Consider the following 18247-nt stretch of genomic DNA (forward strand, 5'->3'; position numbering starts at 1 on the left):
CGTTGGATTGACCATACCCGTCTGGTCTCATATGCTGATCGCTGCGTTGTGGGCTCGCGCGTGTCTCGGACGGAGTGGGCTCGCGCTCGATCACGCCGATACTTTTTTCTTCGGCTGACGGTAAGAAGCCTGCCGCGCGTTCGCCACATCGACATCTGTCCGCGTTCGGAGCAACTCCACACATGACGAGCAGCACTGAGGCCACCTCGAGCACCCCGCAGGTAGCGGTCAACGACATCGGCTCCGAGGAAGAGTTCCTCGCAGCGATCGACCTGACCATCAAGTACTTCAACGACGGCGACATCGTCGAGGGCACCGTCGTCAAGGTCGATCGAGACGAAGTTTTGCTCGACATCGGCTACAAGACCGAGGGTGTCATCCCCTCGCGAGAGCTCTCGATCAAGCACGATGTCGACCCGGCGGATGTCGTCGAGGTTGGCGAGCACGTCGAGGCCCTTGTTCTCCAGAAGGAAGACAAGGAAGGCCGCCTGATCCTGTCCAAGAAGCGCGCTCAGTACGAGCGGGCCTGGGGCACGATCGAGAAGATCAAGGACGAGGACGGCATCGTCACCGGCACGGTCATCGAGGTCGTCAAGGGTGGTCTCATCCTCGACATCGGCCTGCGCGGCTTCCTGCCGGCGTCCCTGGTCGAGATGCGGCGCGTCCGCGACCTCCAGCCGTACGTGGGCCGCGAGCTCGAAGCGAAGATCATCGAGCTCGACAAGAACCGCAACAACGTGGTTCTCTCCCGCCGCGCCTGGCTTGAGCAGACCCAGTCCGAGGTTCGCCAGACGTTCCTCAACACCCTGCAGAAGGGTCAGGTCCGCAAGGGCGTCGTCTCCTCGATCGTCAACTTCGGTGCGTTCGTCGATCTCGGCGGCGTCGACGGTCTGGTCCACGTCTCCGAGCTCTCCTGGAAGCACATCGACCACCCCTCCGAGGTCGTCGAGGTCGGCCAGGAGGTCACCGTCGAGGTGCTCGACGTCGACATGGAGCGCGAGCGCGTCTCCCTGTCGCTCAAGGCGACGCAGGAAGACCCCTGGCAGCAGTTCGCCCGCACCCACCAGATCGGTCAGGTCGTTCCGGGCCGCGTCACCAAGCTGGTGCCGTTCGGTGCGTTCGTCCGCGTCGAGGAGGGCATCGAGGGCCTGGTCCACATCTCCGAGCTGGCCGAGCGCCACGTCGAGATCCCCGAGCAGGTCGTCCAGGTCGGCGACGAGATCTTCGTGAAGATCATCGACATCGACCTTGAGCGCCGCCGGATCTCGCTCTCGCTCAAGCAGGCGAACGAGGGTGCGATCGGCGCCGACGTCGAGTTCGACCCCACGCTGTACGGCATGGCGGCGACCTACGACGACTCGGGCAACTACATCTACCCCGAGGGTTTCGACTCCGAGACCGGCGAGTGGCTCGAAGGCTTCGACAAGCAGCGCGAGGAGTGGGAGCGGCAGTACGCCGAGGCTCAGACCCGCTTCGAGGCTCACAAGAAGCAGGTCGAGGAGGCCCGCAAGGCCGAGGCCGAGGCGGGCGAGGCGGCCCCCACGTCCTACTCCGGCGAGACCCCGTCCTCGGGTTCCACCGGTGCCTCCACCAGCGGCAGCAGCGGCTCCTCCGCTCCGGCGGCGGGCGCCCTCGCCTCCGACGAGGCTCTCGCGGCCCTGCGCGAGAAGCTCGCGGGCGGCCAGAGCTGACCCGGTGCCGACGGCGCTGACAACGCGGTAGAAGATCGAAGAAAGGGCCCCGCTCCGGCGGGGCCCTTTCCGCGTCTCGGGGTGGTCTCCCGCCGGGCAGGCGCTTGACCTTTCCGCTCACCTCGTTCTTCCCCCCGGTGCCGAGGGGGCCTCCTGAGGTCTCTCGCCCGGCCGCTAGGGTGGCGCCGTGACCATGATCGAGTGGGCGGAGCCCGAGGACGCGGGCGAGATCCTGACCGTGCAGCGCGCCGCCTACGTGAGCGAGGCCCAGCTCTACGGCGACCCGTTCATCGCGCCGCTCGTGGAGTCGATCGCCCAGGTCCGTCAGGCCGTCGAGACGGCCACCGTGCTCGTCGCCCGCGACGGAGCGCGGATCGTGGGCGCGGTCCGCGGCCGGATGTCCGGCACGACCTGCCTGGTCGGCCGCCTGGTGGTCGCCCCCGACCGGCAGGGCGAGGGCATCGGCGGAGAACTGCTGGCCGCCCTGCACGAGGAGGCCGCCACGGCACTCGCCTTCGACCTGTTCACCGGCCACCTGTCGGAGGGCAACCTGCGTCTCTACCGCCGCCACGGCTACCGCGAGACGCGCAGGGAGCGGATGACCGACCACCTCACCCTGGTGCACATGCGCAGGGAGCTCTGAGGGCACCCAGGAGCGTCTTCGTGCGCGAATCGATCCCGTTGGAGCGTTCTGCGCCTGAAGGGCGGCAGGCGTGACCTCCGGCGCCGAGAGGGGCGGCGACTCCGGCTTCCGAGCCGACCATGCCGCAGCACGGCCGGTACGGCGTATGCTGCGGATCATGTTGATGGTGGGGCTTACCGGTGGCATCGGGTCGGGCAAGAGCGAGGTCTCCCGGAGGCTGGGCGCCCGCGGCGCCGTGATCATCGACGCCGACAAGATCGCCAGAGAGGTGGTCGAGCCGGGAACCCCCGGGCTGGCGCGAGTGACCGGGGTCTTCGGCACGGGCATCCTGCGCGAGGACGGCTCGCTCGACCGGGAGAAGCTCGGCTCGATCGTCTTCTCCGACTCCGAGAAGCTCGCCTCGCTCAACGCCATCGTCCACCCCCTCGTCGGCGCGCGAGTCGCCGAGCTGCAGGAGCAGACGGCCCCCGGCAGCATCGTGATCTACGACGTGCCGCTGCTGACGGAGAACAAGCTCGCCCCCATGTACGAGGTGGTGATCGTCGTCGACGCCTCCGACGAGGTGCGCCTCGCTCGGCTGGTCGAGCTGCGCGGCATGAGCGAGCAGGACGCGAGGGCGAGGCTCGCGGCCCAGGCGACCCGCGAGGAGCGGCTGGAGATCGCCGACATCGTGGTGCCGAACGAGGGCACCCTGGAGGAGCTGGAGGCCCGGATGGACGGCCTCTGGTCCGACCTGAAGGCCCGCGCCACCGACTGAGCCCCCTCACCCCTCCTGGAGCGATCCGCCCAGGTGAGGCGTGCGATCATTTCCGATGTGCTGCGACGACTGACCCTCCTGGACTGGATCCGGCTCGCGCTGCTGGGCCTCGGACTCCTGTTCGTCGCGACCGGCCTGCTTCCCCTGCGGGAGGCCGAGAGCCAGATGGAGCGGATCGCCCCCATCCTGCTCTTCCTCGCCGCGGTGGTCGTCCTCGCCGACCTCGTCAAGGAGGCCGGGCTCTTCGACGTGATCGCGACCCGGCTGGCGATGCTGGGCGGCGGTGGGTACGCCGTGCTCTTCCTGCTCTGCACGGCCTTCGCGTCGCTGGTCACGATCTTCCTGAACCTGGACACCACCGCGGTACTGCTCACGCCCGTGATGCTCGCCCTCGCGGCCAGGACCGGGATCGCCGCACTGCCGCTGGCCATGACGACCCTCTGGCTGTCCAACACCGCCAGCCTGCTGCTGCCGGTCTCGAACCTGACGAACCTCCTGGTCCTGGGACGGGTGGAGATGTCCACCCGCGAGTTCGCGGGAAGGCTCTGGATCCCCCAACTCGTCGCGATCGCGATCACCATGATCTTCCTGTGGGTGTTCTTCTGGCGCCGGGGCCGGCGCGGCGCCGATCGCTACACCCCGCCGATCCCCGAGCCGGTCGCGGATCGGGCGCTGTTCGCAATCGCGGCCGGGGTCTGTGCGCTTTTCGTCGCCGCGATCCTGTTGGAACTGCCGATCCAGTTCGCCGCCCTGGCCGGGGCGGCCCTGATGATTGCCGCCTTCGCCTGGCGGGACCGTGCCAAGCTCACCTTCGCCCTGTTCCCCTGGCAACTGCTCGTCTTCGTGGTGGGCCTGTTCCTGGTGGTGCCCACGCTGAGCCGGCACGGCCTGGCCTCGGTGATGGGCACCTTGATCGGAACCCACACGGGTGACGGGGCCTACGGAGTGGTGGCCGTCGGCGCGGTGCTGTCCAACCTGATCAACAACCTGCCCGCCTACACCGCGGTGGAGCAGGTCATCCCCGTCGGCGACCGGGAGGCGCTGTTCGCCCTGCTCATCGGCACCAACGTCGGCGCGGTGATCACCCCGTGGGCCTCCCTCGCCACCCTGCTCTGGTTCGAGTGGTGCCGCCGCAGGGGAGTGCGGGTACCGATACGCACCTTCCTGCTGGCGGGGACCGCACTGGTCGTGGTAGCCGTCCCGGCCACCGTGGCGGCCCTGCTGCTCACAGCCTGAGCCGTCGGGGCGACAGATCGCCCCTTCGGTTTCGCCACGACATCGACGAGTGGTCCATGTAGCGGAACCTTGATCGAGCGTCGCATTCAGCGGTGCTCACCTGAACACTCTCCGATCTTTATGAAGCAGCGAAAAGAGCTTCGCGGGTATCCGGGAGAGGTTTCATCATCTCATTTCTTGTAAATATCTTGATCTTGCATGGCTTGGCGCCCTATATCTGTGTATCGCGGCAGACCCGAACGGGTGTGACTGTATGTGCATGGACTAGAACAGTGCGCCATAATTTTCTTGTGTTTTGATACGTATCGAAGAAACCTGGAGAGACATGGAGTTTCGCGTACTCGGACCGGTGGGGATCTGGCGTGACGAACGATTCGTGTCAGTCGTTGGACAGAAACAGCGAACCCTGCTGGCAGTCTTGGTGTTGAACGCGAACCGCGTTGTCTCCCACGATCGACTGCTGGTCGCGCTATGGGGGAGCGCTGTTCCCGCTTCCGGTCGACGATTGCTTCACAACCATCTATGGTCTCTGCGCCGCCTGTTGGGTGATGCCGCTGTTATCGCGAGTTCCCCTACGGGATACGCGTTGCAGATTCCTGCCGACTCCTCGGACCTTGATGTCTTCGACAGTGAAGTGGACCTGGCGCGAACAGCCCTGTCGGCGGGCGATGTCGTACGGGCGGCGGAGCGGTTCCGTGAAGCCCTGATGCTCTGGCGTGGTCCAGCGCTCGCTGGTACTCACCCCGAGTTTCAGATGACCGAAGGTCCCGCGTTGGAAGAACGGCGGATCATCACTCTCGCCGAGCGGATAGACGTCGATCTCGCCTTGGGCGGGAACTCCGAACTCATCGGTGAGCTAAGACGATTCGTTGCCGAAAATCCGCTGCACGAAAGGTTCCGTGGTCAGCTAATGCTCGCCCTCTACCGTGAGGGGCGAGTAGCGGAGGCGTTGGAGGAATACCGGATCGTGCATCGGTACTTCCGGAGCGAGTTAGGGCTAGAACCGGGAGAGGATCTGGCCCGACTTCATCAGGCAATTCTTTCGGCCGACCCGTCGCTCGATCCGGAGCCACGGCACCTTGAAGTGGCTGTTGTTCCACGCTCGATGCCAATTCCCCGTCAGTTGCCCTCCGACATCGCCCGGTTCACCGGTAGGAAGGATGATCTGCGGCAACTGGACCTGATGTTATCCAGGGGCGAAGGCGGTATCCAGGCCACGGTGATCACCTCCATCGCTGGTACGGCGGGGATCGGGAAGACCGCGCTCGCGACACACTGGGGACACCGGGTGGCGGGGCTGTTTCCAGACGGGCAGTTGTACATGAACCTTCGCGGTTATTCGCAGGGGCAGCCTGTGGAGGCGGCGCAGGCTTTGCATCGTCTCCTGCGCGGGCTTGGTATGGCGGTGGAGGAGATTCCGCAGGAGGCGGACGAACGAGAGACCCTCTATAGGTCGATCCTGGCCGACAGGCGAGTTCTCATCATTCTCGACAACGCGGCGAGTCCTGATCAGGTCCGTCCGCTGCTCCCCGGTTCACCTTCGTGCAAAGTGGTCATCACCAGTCGCGACTCCTTACGAGGACTCTGGGTTACCCATGATGTCCGCAATATTACTCTCGGTGTCCTCTCGGCCGATGAGGCACGAGGCCTACTCGTCGAAATCCTGGGAACCGAGCAGACCCGTGGAGAAATCGAGGCCCTGTCCCAGCTGGCTGAGCTCTGTGGTCACCTGCCTTTGGCACTCCGCCTGGCGGCGGCTCATCTCGCAGGACAGCCGAGCCTGTCCATCGCCGACTTCGTGGCAAGGCTCCGAAATGAGAACCCACTCGTCGTCTTGGATATCGGAGAGGATCCACACACTGGAGTCAGCGCCGCTTTCGAGCTTTCCTACCGAGCATTGCCCGAAACCGCGCGAAAAGTCTTTCGGCTGATGGGCTTTCACCCTGGGCCTGACATCGGTGTCGACGCCGTTCTGGCGCTGGCGAGTCTGTCCTCCGGCGAGGGGCGAGCCGCGATCGACAGGCTCGTGGCCGCTCACCTGATCCAGCGCGGGGACGGGGGACGGCTGACGATACACGATCTGGTGCGAGTCTACGCGCGTGATCGTAGCGAACTTGACGATCGAGTGGTTGACCGGCGTGACGCGTTGTCGCGTCTCTTCGACTGGTATTTGTACATGGCTGACGAGGCTATGAACCTCTTCGACCCAGGCCGGATCAGTATGCTGACAGACGTTCCAGCCGAATACAGCTTTAAGAAGATATTCGGTCGGCCTGAGGCGGCTGCCTTCTGGTTGGAGGAGGAATACCCGTCGCTTGTCTCGATGATTTCTTACTGCGCTGTTCAAGGCTGGCGTGACCATGCTTGGAAGATGGCTCGAACCCTGTCTCGTTTTTTCTATCTGAACGATCGTATAGACGATTGGATCGCTACTCATCGGATTAGTCTTATCGCAACCCGAGAACTTGATGATCTGCATGCTGAAGCTGAAGTACTGGGTGCCCTGGGATACGCATATATTTTTGTTGGAAAATACGATGACTATCTAGAGCTACAGCAACGGGCTCTCTCTTTGCGACGTGCGACAGGGGACCGCAGAGGTGAGGCAAAGGCGTTGCGCGACATCGGATACGGTCTTATCCGTACGGGGCGGCCAGGCGAGGCGATTAAAATCTGTCAGCAGTCTCTCGCGATCGAGCGTGCGCTCGGCGAACGTCCTGACGGGCAAGGTGCGCTGTACCATCTGGCAATAGCCAACCTGCAGCTAGGGCGGTTTGAGGAGGCTGTTGAAAGCCTTCAGGAGTGCCGCTCCTATGTACGAAAAGAGGATGGTCGGCATAAAGATGCTTACATTCTCTTGTATCAAGGGGAAGCCTATTTACGGCTCGGTCGGATCGATGAGGCTTTGAAATGTCATACGGAAGCCCTTCGGGTCGGGCGAGAGATGAAAAATGCTCGCCTTGAAGCGGATGCCATCAATAATCTCGGCAGGGATCACGGGCGGAGCGGGCTTCACGCCAAGGCGATCGAATATCACGAGAGGGCTCTCGCTCAGGTAAGGGAAGTGCGCGACCGGGAGCTCGAATGTGAAATTCTTTGCGATCTGAGCAATGCTCTTCTTGCCAGTGGAAATCCGAGCGAGGCGGTGAAGAGCTCTCGGGCCGCCCTGCAGTTGGCCATGGATTTGAAGTATGTCTACTTCCAAGGGTACGCTCACAAGGGAATTGCCGAAGCCATGGAAGCCTTGGGCGAAAAGGAAGAATTCAAGATCCACCTAGAGAAAGCCCTTGCTGTTTTTACCCCTATGGGAATTCCCGAGGCGGATGCTGTTGCCAAACGGCTGGCGGCGCTCTGAATAAATGCTACAGAGGCATTCCTGTATCGCGAGCCATGGGATGGCGCTCCAAGTGCCCTGCGATCTCAAGGCTCGACCTGATCCGTTGGTCGATCATCGCTTCAAGAGGATCTTTCCCATCGGGTGTGGATGCGTGACCCAGGGGCGGAACGTTTGGCGATGCTCCGCGAGGGATGCCGGAGGCCCCGACTCCTGCTGTGAGCAGGCGAAGTCCGAGTTCGACCAAGATCGCGACATTTTGCCAGACAAGATCAACAGCACCGGCAGGGATGCTTATCGCGATCATCTTCGGCCGGGCCCTCCTGTTTTCTTGCCCGGCCGGTCAATCTCCCTTTCACGATGGAGGCACCGGTGGGGTTTCCCTTACCGAACCGTCCCTTCGCGCCGCCTCGGCGGCGCAGACCGAACAGGCGGGTCACGACCACGATCGTGACCGTCTCGGCCCTGGTCGCCTCGCTTCTGGTGTCGGGCGGCGTCCTGCCCGCACAGGCCGCCGACCCCGGCCCTGCCCCCTCGGCGCCGCCCCAGACGCCGTTCCCTCGCCCGAAAGACCCCGATGCTCCGCTGCGCGCGGCGGTCGCGGAGGCGAGGAAGCAGAACAAGCCGATCGAGGCCATCGGAGCTTTTACCGAGACCTCGCGAACCTGGGCCTTCCCGGACGGCAGCCTGAAGACGGAGTCGTACTCGGGTCCCGCGCAGGTCAGAGATGACAACGGCCGGTGGGCGTGGATCGACACCACGCTGGTGGAGCAGGACGGCGTCCTCAAGCCCAAGGTGGCCAAGGCCGACCTCGCCTTCTCCCTCGGCGGGACCGACGTTCCGTTCGCGGTGATGAAGCGTGATACGGACCAGAGCCTCAGCTTCTCCTGGGACGGAAAGCTGCCCCGTCCTGTGGTGAAGGGCAACGTCGCCACCTACCTGAACGCCGCCGGACCTGCGGCCGACCTGGTCGTCACCGCCCTGCCCACCGGTTTTCAGCATGACGTCGTACTGCGTGAGCGTCCCAAGAAGGCGCTGGAGATCCGCATCCCGGTGGAGTCTCAGGATCTGACCCTCGCCGTGTCCAAGCGAGGGGGCCTGGAACTCACCGAAGGTAAGGACAAGAAGGTCGTCGCCCAGGCGCCGAAACCGGTGATGTGGGACAGCACCGGCGTCGGCACGCAGGATCCCAAGGCCGGCGAGGCTCCGCGTAACGCTCCGATCGCCACCTCCGTCATCGAGGAGAATGGCAAACGGACGCTGGTCCTCAAACCGGACGCCGACTGGTTGGCCGACCCCGCCACCGTCTATCCCGTCGTGGTGGACCCCACCTCCACCCTGACCGTCAAAACCGACACTCTGCTCTCCAGCGGTGCGGACTGTAAGACAAACGACCAGCCGGGCGCCACACTGCTGAAGATCGGCGCCGTTTACTCCGGCTGTAACGGAGTGGACGCGGTCAACTACTGGCGCTCGTATCTGACGTTCGACGTCGCCAGCCTGGCCAACAAGCCCATCATCTCCTCCACCATGCAGTTGTGGCGCACCGAGTCACCCGCCTGTCACCAGCGCGGCAACGGCAGGGTGTACGCCACCCGGGTCAACACCGGCTGGACACCGGGCAGGATGACCTGGTCCAACAAACCTTCCAGTCTCGACTTCGTGGCCACCCCGTGCCCGACCACGAATGTCCTCACTCCCGGTGTGATGACCTGGCCGATCACCAACTGGGTCAAGGACTGGGTCGCAGGCCAGCCCAACTACGGCGTCGGGCTTGAGGGCCCCACCGAGAACGTCGATCGCTACAGCGGTTACTCGGCGGTTTTCCACTCCGCGGAGATGACCGGTGCCGGTGCCACCCCGCCCAAGCTGATCACTCAGTACATCCTGCCGCCCGAGATCCCCACGGTCACCGCCGAGTCGGTCGACTCGATGGACGGCGACCACGCGATCGTGCGCGAGAGCTCGGCCAAGGTCAGCTACAAGTCCACCTCCGTCGACGGCAGGAACATCGACTACTACGTGTCCGTGGTCGAGTCCACCGCGCCGCTTCCCTCCTGGACGACCGGCGGCGGTGAGGTCGGGAAGTGGAGCTTCACCGACGGCACCGGAGGCACCGATTCCAGCGGTAAGGGCAACCTGCTGACCTTCGTCGACGGACGCTACTCGTGGATCGACGGCAAGGACGGGAAGGCGCTTCTTCTCAACGGCTCCGCCGGGGTTCCCTCCCATGCCTCGACCGCAGGTCCGGTGCTGCGAACGGACAAGAGCTTCTCCGCAGCAGGTTGGGTCAGGCTGGATGTCGGGACCAGCACGATCCCGCTGATCAGCCAGAACGGAACCGTCAACAGCGCCTTCAGCGTTGGCTACGACTCCACCGCTCGCAAGTGGAACATGCAGATGTACCACAACAACACCGCCACCAGTCCGGTGACGGAGATCAAGTCCTCCGCGACGGCGTCGATCGGCACCTGGACCCACCTGGCCGGTGTCTACGACGCCACCGCCAAGAAGATCCGCCTGTACGTCAACGGTGTCCAGGCCGCGGAAGCCGACTACACCGTCACTCCGTGGCGGGCCGACCGGTCCTTCGAACTCGGCGACGGTAGGCGCGGCGGCGTCGCCTACTCCTCGGTCAAGGCCGCCTATGACGAGATCCGCGCCTACGACCGCGCTCTGAGCCCCACCGAGATCCAGTGGATGCTCAACCTCACCCCGCCCACCAACGCCAACCTGCCCTCTGGTCAGGCCGCGTCCATCACCTACGACGTCAGCAACGTCGACAGCTTCAAGTTCTCCGTCCGGGCCTGTATCAACGGGGCCACCCCGATGACCTGCAGCGAGAGCCCTTACTACCGCATCACCACCGACGCACCGTACGTTCCCACGGACGCCGAGACCGGTATGGCCGACCCCACCAGGCCGATCCTGTCGGGCATGGTCAACCGCCCCTCGGGCGGCCCCGTCACCGCCAAGTACTTCCTGTACGACAACGCTGGCACGCCGATCGGATCGAGCCCCCTGGGGGCTAGGACGGTCAACGGCGGTGAGCGCGCATCGTTCCAGGTGGCGGAGAACACCGTCCAGGCCGGTCGCACCTACAAGTGGCAGATGCAGGCCTGCGTCGTCGGAGGCGGCACGTCACCCGGTCCGGATCCCAACCCGACCCCGACTCCCACCCCGACGGTCACCTCGACCCCGACCCCGACCCCGAGCGTGACTCCGACTCCCACCCCGACGGGAGACACGACCCCTCCCACGGTGGTGAGGACCGCTCCGGCCAACGGTGCGAGGGAAGTCACCCCTTATACCGATCTGGTGGTGACGTTCAGCGAGAGGGTGGCAGGCGCCCAGATCGAGGTTATCGGCTACCATCCCGACTTCCCTCCCATCACGATAGACGGCCCGGTGCGGATGGACGCGACCGGCAAAATCCTGACTCTTGACCCTGTCTACCTGCCGGAAGAGGGGAGATACGTAGCCAAGGTAACCGGCGCCAAGGACCTCGCCGGCAACACCATGGCGCCTTACCAGTGGACGTTCTACACCCTCGGCGCCCAGGCCTCTGCAGCCTCGAAGTCGAACGCCGCTCCTCCTGCCAGGGAAGGTGCCGCACCGACCGCTCAGGACGAAGGCGTGGAGGAAATCTGCACCGCCAAAACCGCCTTTGTCACCTTCACCACCCCGGGCACTCCAACGGAGCCTCCGGCCGAAACCGTCAACCACCTGACCCTGCTCAAGGACAACTTCGTCATCAAGACCGCCAAGACCGACCCCACCGCCTGCGACGGTTCGCCCTGTGCGGTGACCGACTCGACCGCCATGCAGATTGGGGGTACTGGCACGAACAAGACGGCAGCGGTGATCGGGTTCAGGCTCAACGAGCTTCCAGATGGCGCGGGTGTCTCGGAAGGCATCCTTAAACTTGGCACTCCGGTTTGCCCAGCCGGGATCTGTCCAGCGGACGCGATCATCACTGCTACCCCGTTGAAAAGCCAGGTTACTGGTGAGACCAAGGGCTCGGGTCTGGCAGGCGACGTAGATACTAGTGCTACGCCCCACTCCCTGCCGTTAAATGATCCTCAGGCGGACATCGTCGGCACTGAATACCAATGGTTGATGCTTACCTCCAATAAGGAGGAGGTCATCAGCTTCGGTGATGCGACAGCGGCGGAGCAGCCAACACTCGCACTTACCTATCTACCTGCTGGTCCTCCCAGTAAGGTGCTCAACCTCACCGCACAGGCAGGCGACGCGGGGGCGATCGCTAGCTGGGGTCTCCCGGAGAGCAACGGCAGTGTTGCCATGCTTAGCGGTTATGATATTCAGGTCACTAACAGTAGTGATGCGGTCGTCAAAACCCTGGAGGTCAAGGATCCTTACGCGGCCATCTCGGGACTGACCAACGGCGAAAGCCATACCGTCAAGGTGCGAGCCAAGACCGTGTTTGGCGTCAGCGGCTGGGAAAGTGCATCTGTCACGCCTAAAGTCGTACCTCCTCCTCCGCCACCGAGGTCGGTTACCTCTTGTGTACCGTTCCTCGATGCGTCTTCTGTAACCGCCAACTTTAGCGCATCATCGGAATCCGGGACGCAAGAATATATTGACAGGATTAAAGCCTATTATCAGGCGCAAGACGCTGTGCTGGAAGGCCGAGCGGACACAGTGTGGGATGCGCCCGGGGTGACTCCTGATGCACCGGTCGCCGCCAGACTCTCCCTGCTCGACGCATCCCTGATCAGGGATAGACAAGCTTTGGAGATCGCAGGTGTCAGCCGCTCGAACTCCACGGTCACTCTCGACGATGTGGTTGCCCAAGAAGGCGGTAACGGCACAACTCGTGTGATAGCGAGGGTGACACGCAGTTGGGAGGAGACCGCTACGGAGGAAGAGGTTGCGGTAGCGAGAGGGGCGTCTGCAAAAACACGTGTGACCTCCGCCGGTCAGGTTGAGCCGAGCGATCCGACCATCTCGATATTCGTTTTCGACCGTTGCGGTGGACTAACCATCATCGATGTTCCGCTGCCAAACTACGAGGATACAACCGACGGTCATGACCCATGCTCCGGGGCCGTCAATCCTGATGGAACGGTAGAGATAGTCTGTGGCGTTTCCGAGGGAGGTAACACGGGCGGATCTACTGCTGGGGGCTGCCGTGCAAAGCCATATGACATTTATTGTCAGCAAATAGAGAGTCTGGGGATAAAAAATTGGCACCTGCGTTCGTCGATCTATTCTGAGTGGTCCACGCCGGTGGATTGGGGCACAAAGAAAGCTCATGAATGGTGGGCGGTGCGTCGCTTCGAAAACATGTTCTTCGCTTACCCGAATTCTGATCGATACTGGAATACCGAATTCGGCAAGATGATGCAAAAGGCAACTTTCGGTACAAATAAGAAAAAGGGGATGGAGGTTATTGCCAAAGGATGCTTCCTTCAGGAAACCCTAAATATAGGAAGCAGTATAGGGACAGATATTGCCCCTGAGGTCTTCAATAACTCTCCCGATTACAGGTTCAATTTTTCCCTTCCGGTTGGGCGTGAGGTCGGAGGGAGCTGCCATGAAACGAAACTCACAAATAACCTCGCGAATGCTAAGACAACAGTCAGGCGCAGTGAACCTGAAGTTGTAGCCGAGTGCAGCACAAGTCCACTTATCGGGTTTTGTGGACTTACTCGATTCGGGCACCACTTCCGCGGTGTCCTGAGCGCTGAATTCAAACTATCGGGCATGAAGTATACTCTCATGGCAGATCATTCCATCGTGTGCCACACTGAACGCACGTTCGTCGTGGAAATAGGATGGATATGGCATAAAGAAAACAAGGGGGTAGGGTGCCGTCCTACGCGTGGGCGGTTGCTCGCGGAAGCGGTAAGGGATAAATGATAAGTTCGGAAATCAGCTCATTTTGAAATAGGAGGTATTCCGGAGGCGCTCTGAACGCTCGAGCGCCTCCGGAATGCACCTTTTGGCTCACCATCCATTATTTAGGCGTATATTTGTGATTTTTATTCATCAAACAATAGCTGCATTCACTGATGTGCGGACTGGTGATCCATAGGTCTTTTCGAAACCCTCAATTTAGTGTTCATATCTGCAAATATAGGGGACTTTCTCATGGAAATCGGATTTTCTTTGACAATCTTCCTTTTCTTGCTTGCGGTCGCATTTGTGGCGGCGCTGCTCTGGATCCTGTATTGGGTTATCAGACTATCTATTAGGCACGAGGTGGTGAGACTCCATCGTGTAGGAAAATTTCCTATACAAAATTCCGAATAGACGCCTCTGGTTGTCCAGGGTAATCCGAGTATCTATGGGGAGCTCGACGTGCGATATCGACTCAGGCATGTGTCCGCCAGGAGAGCCTGACCTACCAAGATCAGTCAAGCCATCCGAGGCAGGTTGGCCGCCGCGAGTCGTGCTGCCGTCGGCCCTTCTGCGGAATCTGTCCGGGTGGCTACCGAAGGGATCATCTATTACGGCGTGGTCTACGGCGAAAGCGAGACGGCCGATACATACTACGTGATCGCGTCGCTGAGCATGCTGCACTTCTGGACCCCTGAGGGGAGCGGCGACTGGCGTTTTCGGGGCGACTGCGATGTGCGGGTCTGCGCGCCTCCCACACCCACCTCGATGTATGTCGCGTGGGGGTTGAATTTCTCGATACGGGAACCGGGTGAATACGATCTTTGTCGTGAATAACCATGGTTTCTAATCAGATGCCCAATCCGTTCCTTCAGGCCGAAAGGCCATTTTCGGTGTTGGGTCTTCCCGCGCGAAGAGGGTGACGTGTCCTGCCCCGAGGCGACCGAACCTCAACCTGCGAGAGGTGCGGAGCCGGGACCTGCCAGGACGGGCCGCAGACGCAGGCGGGATACAGGGGCGGCAGGACGTGGAAGCGGGCAATCATATCGATTGTCATCACCAATGTCTTGTTGGCAAAATCCGCCCTCGCAACAGTCTCTATAAAAGACGGTTTCACGGAGTGCATCCAATGATGTTGGGCCTGTCGACATAAGCTTATTCATCGAAATAACGACTCGCGGTGCTTCAACGCCGTGACCTGCGTTCTCGTTGCCGGTCGGGGTCACCTGCCGGCGCCTCGGGATGAAAGTTTCACCCCGCTGGCCGGATCCGCGCATGAACCCCACTACCTTGCTTGACAGCCAGGCTTTCTCGCGCCTACCGTAACGCGCAATCCGACGCGCTGAAATGCTAGCGTTAACAATCACCGACCTTACTTTGGAGATATAGCCAGGACTGTGATCGGCTGGTGCGCCGATTTGCCGATGGCGCATGCCGAATCATGATGTCGGCGCTGCTTTCTCCGACGATTGCCGCCGTGTGCGAGAAACATGCGGCAAAGGTTCGACGGCCGATTCGGTCCGCCGGGCTGAACCCCCCCACCACAGGCCGGCGACGGCCTGCGCGCAGACCCTGGTGTGCTGTCATCGGCACCTCGGTGCCTGGTCCGAGAGGAAGGAGTGAGGGTTCCCAGCCACGTCGTCGAGACCAACTCCAGAGAAGGCAACGTGATCTCACGAACTCAGTCCATTTTCGCCGCTGCCGGCATCGCGGCGCTCCTCGTCCTGACTCAGGTTCATGCGGCGCTGAGCCACAGCGCCGGCACCACCTCGTCCGGAAGCCTGGCCGCGATGGCCCCGACCGCCGGGTGCGGCAAGGCGCCGACCCTGCGCAGCGGCACCTACTCGATCCAGAACAACGGCAAGAACCGCTCCTACATCCTGCGGATTCCCGACGGCTACGACAACAACCGTCCCTACCGGCTGATCTTCGGGTTCCACTGGCTGGGTGGCACCGCCACCGATGTGGCGACCGGGCAGACCGTCCAGCGCGACGTATGGGCCTACTACGGGTTGCAGAGGCTGGCCAACAACAGCGCCATCTTCGTCGCCCCGCAGGGGCTCAACAACGGATGGGCCAACTCCGGTGGTGAGGATGTCGCCCTGGTCGACAACATCCTCCGGCAGCTCGAAGCCGATCTGTGCGTCGACACCTCCCAGCGTTTCGCGCTGGGGTTCAGCTACGGCGGGGCGATGTCCTACTCGCTGGCGTGTTCCCGGCCCACCGTCTTCCGCGCCGTCGCGGTGCAGTCCGGCGGGCTGCTCAGCGGCTGTAGCGGCGGCACCCAGCCCATCGCCTACCTGGGAATTCACGGGATCAGGGATTCGGTCCTCGGTGTCGGCAGCGGCCGGTCTCTGCGGGACACGTTCGTCCGCAACAACGGATGCACCGCGCAGAACCCTCCCGAGCCCAGCCAGGGCAGTCTGACGCACCGCGTCACCACCTACTCCGGGTGCCGGGCGGGTTATCCGGTCGCCTGGGCCGCCTTCGACGAAGGCCACATCGCCGCCCCGCAGGACGGCGCCCCCGGTGACAGCGGCTCCAGGACATGGGTGCCGGCGGAGGTGTGGAAGTTCTTCACGCAGTTCTCCACCACCACTCCCTCACCAAGTCCGTCGCCGAGCGCCACCCCAAGCCCGTCACCAAGCCCCACACCTGGGACAGGGGCCTGCCGGGTGGCGTACACGATGAACAGCTGGAACAACGGTTTCACCACCGCCATCAGCATCACCAACACCGGCTCGACGGCGTTGAACGGCTGGTCCCTGAGCTTCACCCTGCCCTCGGGCCAGGCCATCACCAGCGGCTGGAACGCCACCTACAGTCCCACCACCGGCACCGTGAACGCGACCAATGTCGGCTACAACGCCGCCCTGGCCCCCGGGGCCAGCCTTGAGATCGGCTTCCAGGCCACTCACACCGGCAACACTTCCAAACCCAGCTCCTTCACCCTCAACGGCAATACCTGCACCACCGCCTGACCCGGTCACCAGCGGCGAGGGGATGGGAGCCAACGCTCCCATCCCCTCGCCAGGGCACCGTGGCAGGCCGGGGTGACCGTTCGTCGCGACGACGCATGGCCTCGCCCTCTGGCCGGGCCAGGAAACCCCGTACCACGTGGAACAGCCCGCCACTCCGGTCGTCGGGCGGCCCGCAGGCGAGCAGCGGAACCTCGGCTACCGCCGTAGCGAGTCCTCAGCCGGGGTTCCGCGAAGTCGCGCTCGTCCTGCGGAACGCCATGTCTCGAGATTGGAATGATCGATGCGACACCTCACTTCCCTCCGCCTGCGGTTAAGGCCGTCGGCAGCCGTCGCAGCCGCGCTGTTGATGGTCGGTGCCGGTGTGGCCGGTACACACATCGCGTCGGCGTCGGCGTCGGCGTCGGCGTCGGCGGCCGGATGCCGGGTCAATTACACGGTCACCAACCAGTGGCAGGGTGGCTTCGGCGCGAGTGTGAACGTCGACAACCTCGGGGACCCGATCAGCGGCTGGAGACTGACCTGGTCGTTCCCCGCAGGGCAGACCATCACCCAGCTGTGGAACGGCACCGTTGCCCAGTCCGGGGCGCAGGTCACGGTGACGAACGCCCCCTACAACGGCAGCATCCCCAGTGGAGGCAGCACGAGCTTCGGGTTCAACGGAAGTTGGAACGGCTCCAACCCGGTGCCGTCCAGTTTTGCCTTGAACGGCGTGACCTGCACCGGCGTCATCGCCTCACCCACCCCGACGCCCACTCCTTCTCCCTCTCCGACGCCGACCCCCACACCGACCCCCACACCGACGCCGACCCCCACGCCGACTCCCGATCCTTCCAACCGGCCACTCATCGAGAACAACTTCCCGGTCACGCGGGAGGGGGCGTACGGCACCAACCGCTACACGGTGTACAGGCCGACGAATCCGGCGGCCCTCGGGCGCGCCATGCCCGTGCTGCTCTTCGGTAACGGGGCGTGCGCCCACACCAACGGGAGCGAGGTCGTCCGAGCGCTGACGTTCGTCGCGGCCCGCGGAATCGTCGTGGTGAACACCGCGTCGGTCGACAACTCGCCGAACGGGGTGGCGAGCGGGTCTCCGATCCCGTCGCTGTTGACCGACGGGATCGGCTGGGCCGAACGGGAGAACGCCCGCGCCGGCTCACCGCTCTACCAGCGCCTCGATCTGTCCAGGGTCGCCACAGCCGGCCACTCCTGCGGAGGGCTGGAAGCGCTGATCGCCGCCCAGGACCAGCGGGTCAAGAGTGTCGTCTCACTGGACAGCGGACTCTTCGCGGACGGCTCGTTCGGGTATCCGCGTTCGGAACTGTCCAAGCTGCACACCCCGGCGATGTTCATGCACGGCGGACCCTCCGACATCGCCTACGACAACAGCCGGGCCAACTACGACCTCGCGCGCGTACCGTCCGTGCTGGCCGAGCATCCGCAGGCCGGTCACGTCGGGTTCATCACCGGCGCGCAGATGAACGAGGGCATGACCGCGCTGGTCCAGTTCCTGGACATGACCCTCAACGACAACGCCACGGCACGCGCCTACATCCTCAGCCCCTCGGGACTGGCGGCGAGGGCCCCCTGGACGGTCCGCACCAAGAACTTCTGACCCGCGTACCCGCACCGTCGACCACCGATCCTCAAGGGAGCGAGAGTGAGAATTCGGCCCCGGCCGCCGATGGACCCGGCGACCGGGGCCGAGAGGCCGTACACGCGAACGCTCCCGTGACCTCCCGC

At 63.3% G+C, this 18247-nt stretch carries 9 protein-coding genes; all 9 read left to right on the forward strand.

Annotated elements, in window-relative coordinates:
• Nucleotides 1–182 precede the first annotated feature (182 nt).
• The 9 genes from rpsA (at nt 183) to ABT352_RS29475 (ending at nt 18119) form a co-directional block, all read left to right on the forward strand.
• On the forward strand, nt 183–1691 hold the full coding sequence (gene rpsA, locus ABT352_RS29435; RefSeq protein WP_350948203.1) for a 30S ribosomal protein S1: 1509 nt from the start codon (nt 183–185) through the stop codon (nt 1689–1691).
• Nucleotides 1692–1884: 193 nt separating this feature from the next.
• Nucleotides 1885–2334 (forward strand): GNAT family N-acetyltransferase, encoded by a 450-nt coding sequence (locus ABT352_RS29440; RefSeq protein WP_350948285.1) that lies wholly within the window; start codon nt 1885–1887, stop codon nt 2332–2334.
• A gap of 157 nt (nt 2335–2491) precedes the next feature.
• Nucleotides 2492–3091 carry a dephospho-CoA kinase gene (gene coaE, locus ABT352_RS29445; RefSeq protein ID WP_350948204.1) on the forward strand — a complete coding sequence of 200 codons (600 nt, stop codon included), beginning with the start codon at nt 2492–2494 and terminating at the stop codon, nt 3089–3091.
• 57 nt (nt 3092–3148) lie between these two features.
• Complete coding sequence (locus ABT352_RS29450; protein ID WP_350948205.1) at nt 3149–4327, forward strand: ArsB/NhaD family transporter; 1179 nt, start codon at nt 3149–3151, stop codon at nt 4325–4327.
• A 295-nt stretch (nt 4328–4622) separates the two neighbouring features.
• Nucleotides 4623–7682, forward strand: coding sequence for an AfsR/SARP family transcriptional regulator (locus ABT352_RS29455; RefSeq protein WP_350948206.1), 3060 nt, complete (start codon nt 4623–4625; stop codon nt 7680–7682).
• A 429-nt stretch (nt 7683–8111) separates the two neighbouring features.
• Nucleotides 8112–13547, forward strand: coding sequence for a LamG-like jellyroll fold domain-containing protein (locus ABT352_RS29460; protein WP_350948207.1), 5436 nt, complete (start codon nt 8112–8114; stop codon nt 13545–13547).
• A gap of 567 nt (nt 13548–14114) precedes the next feature.
• Nucleotides 14115–14363, forward strand: a complete 249-nt coding sequence (locus tag ABT352_RS29465; protein ID WP_350948208.1) for a hypothetical protein — start codon at nt 14115–14117, stop codon at nt 14361–14363.
• An 830-nt stretch (nt 14364–15193) separates the two neighbouring features.
• Nucleotides 15194–16507 carry a CE1 family esterase gene (locus tag ABT352_RS29470; RefSeq protein ID WP_350948209.1) on the forward strand — a complete coding sequence of 438 codons (1314 nt, stop codon included), beginning with the start codon at nt 15194–15196 and terminating at the stop codon, nt 16505–16507.
• A 361-nt stretch (nt 16508–16868) separates the two neighbouring features.
• Nucleotides 16869–18119 (forward strand): cellulose binding domain-containing protein, encoded by a 1251-nt coding sequence (locus ABT352_RS29475; protein ID WP_350948210.1) that lies wholly within the window; start codon nt 16869–16871, stop codon nt 18117–18119.
• Nucleotides 18120–18247: the final 128 nt, after the last annotated feature.

It is taken from the genome of Streptosporangium sp. NPDC000563, from assembly GCF_040299985.1.
Taxonomy (GTDB): domain Bacteria; phylum Actinomycetota; class Actinomycetes; order Streptosporangiales; family Streptosporangiaceae; genus Streptosporangium.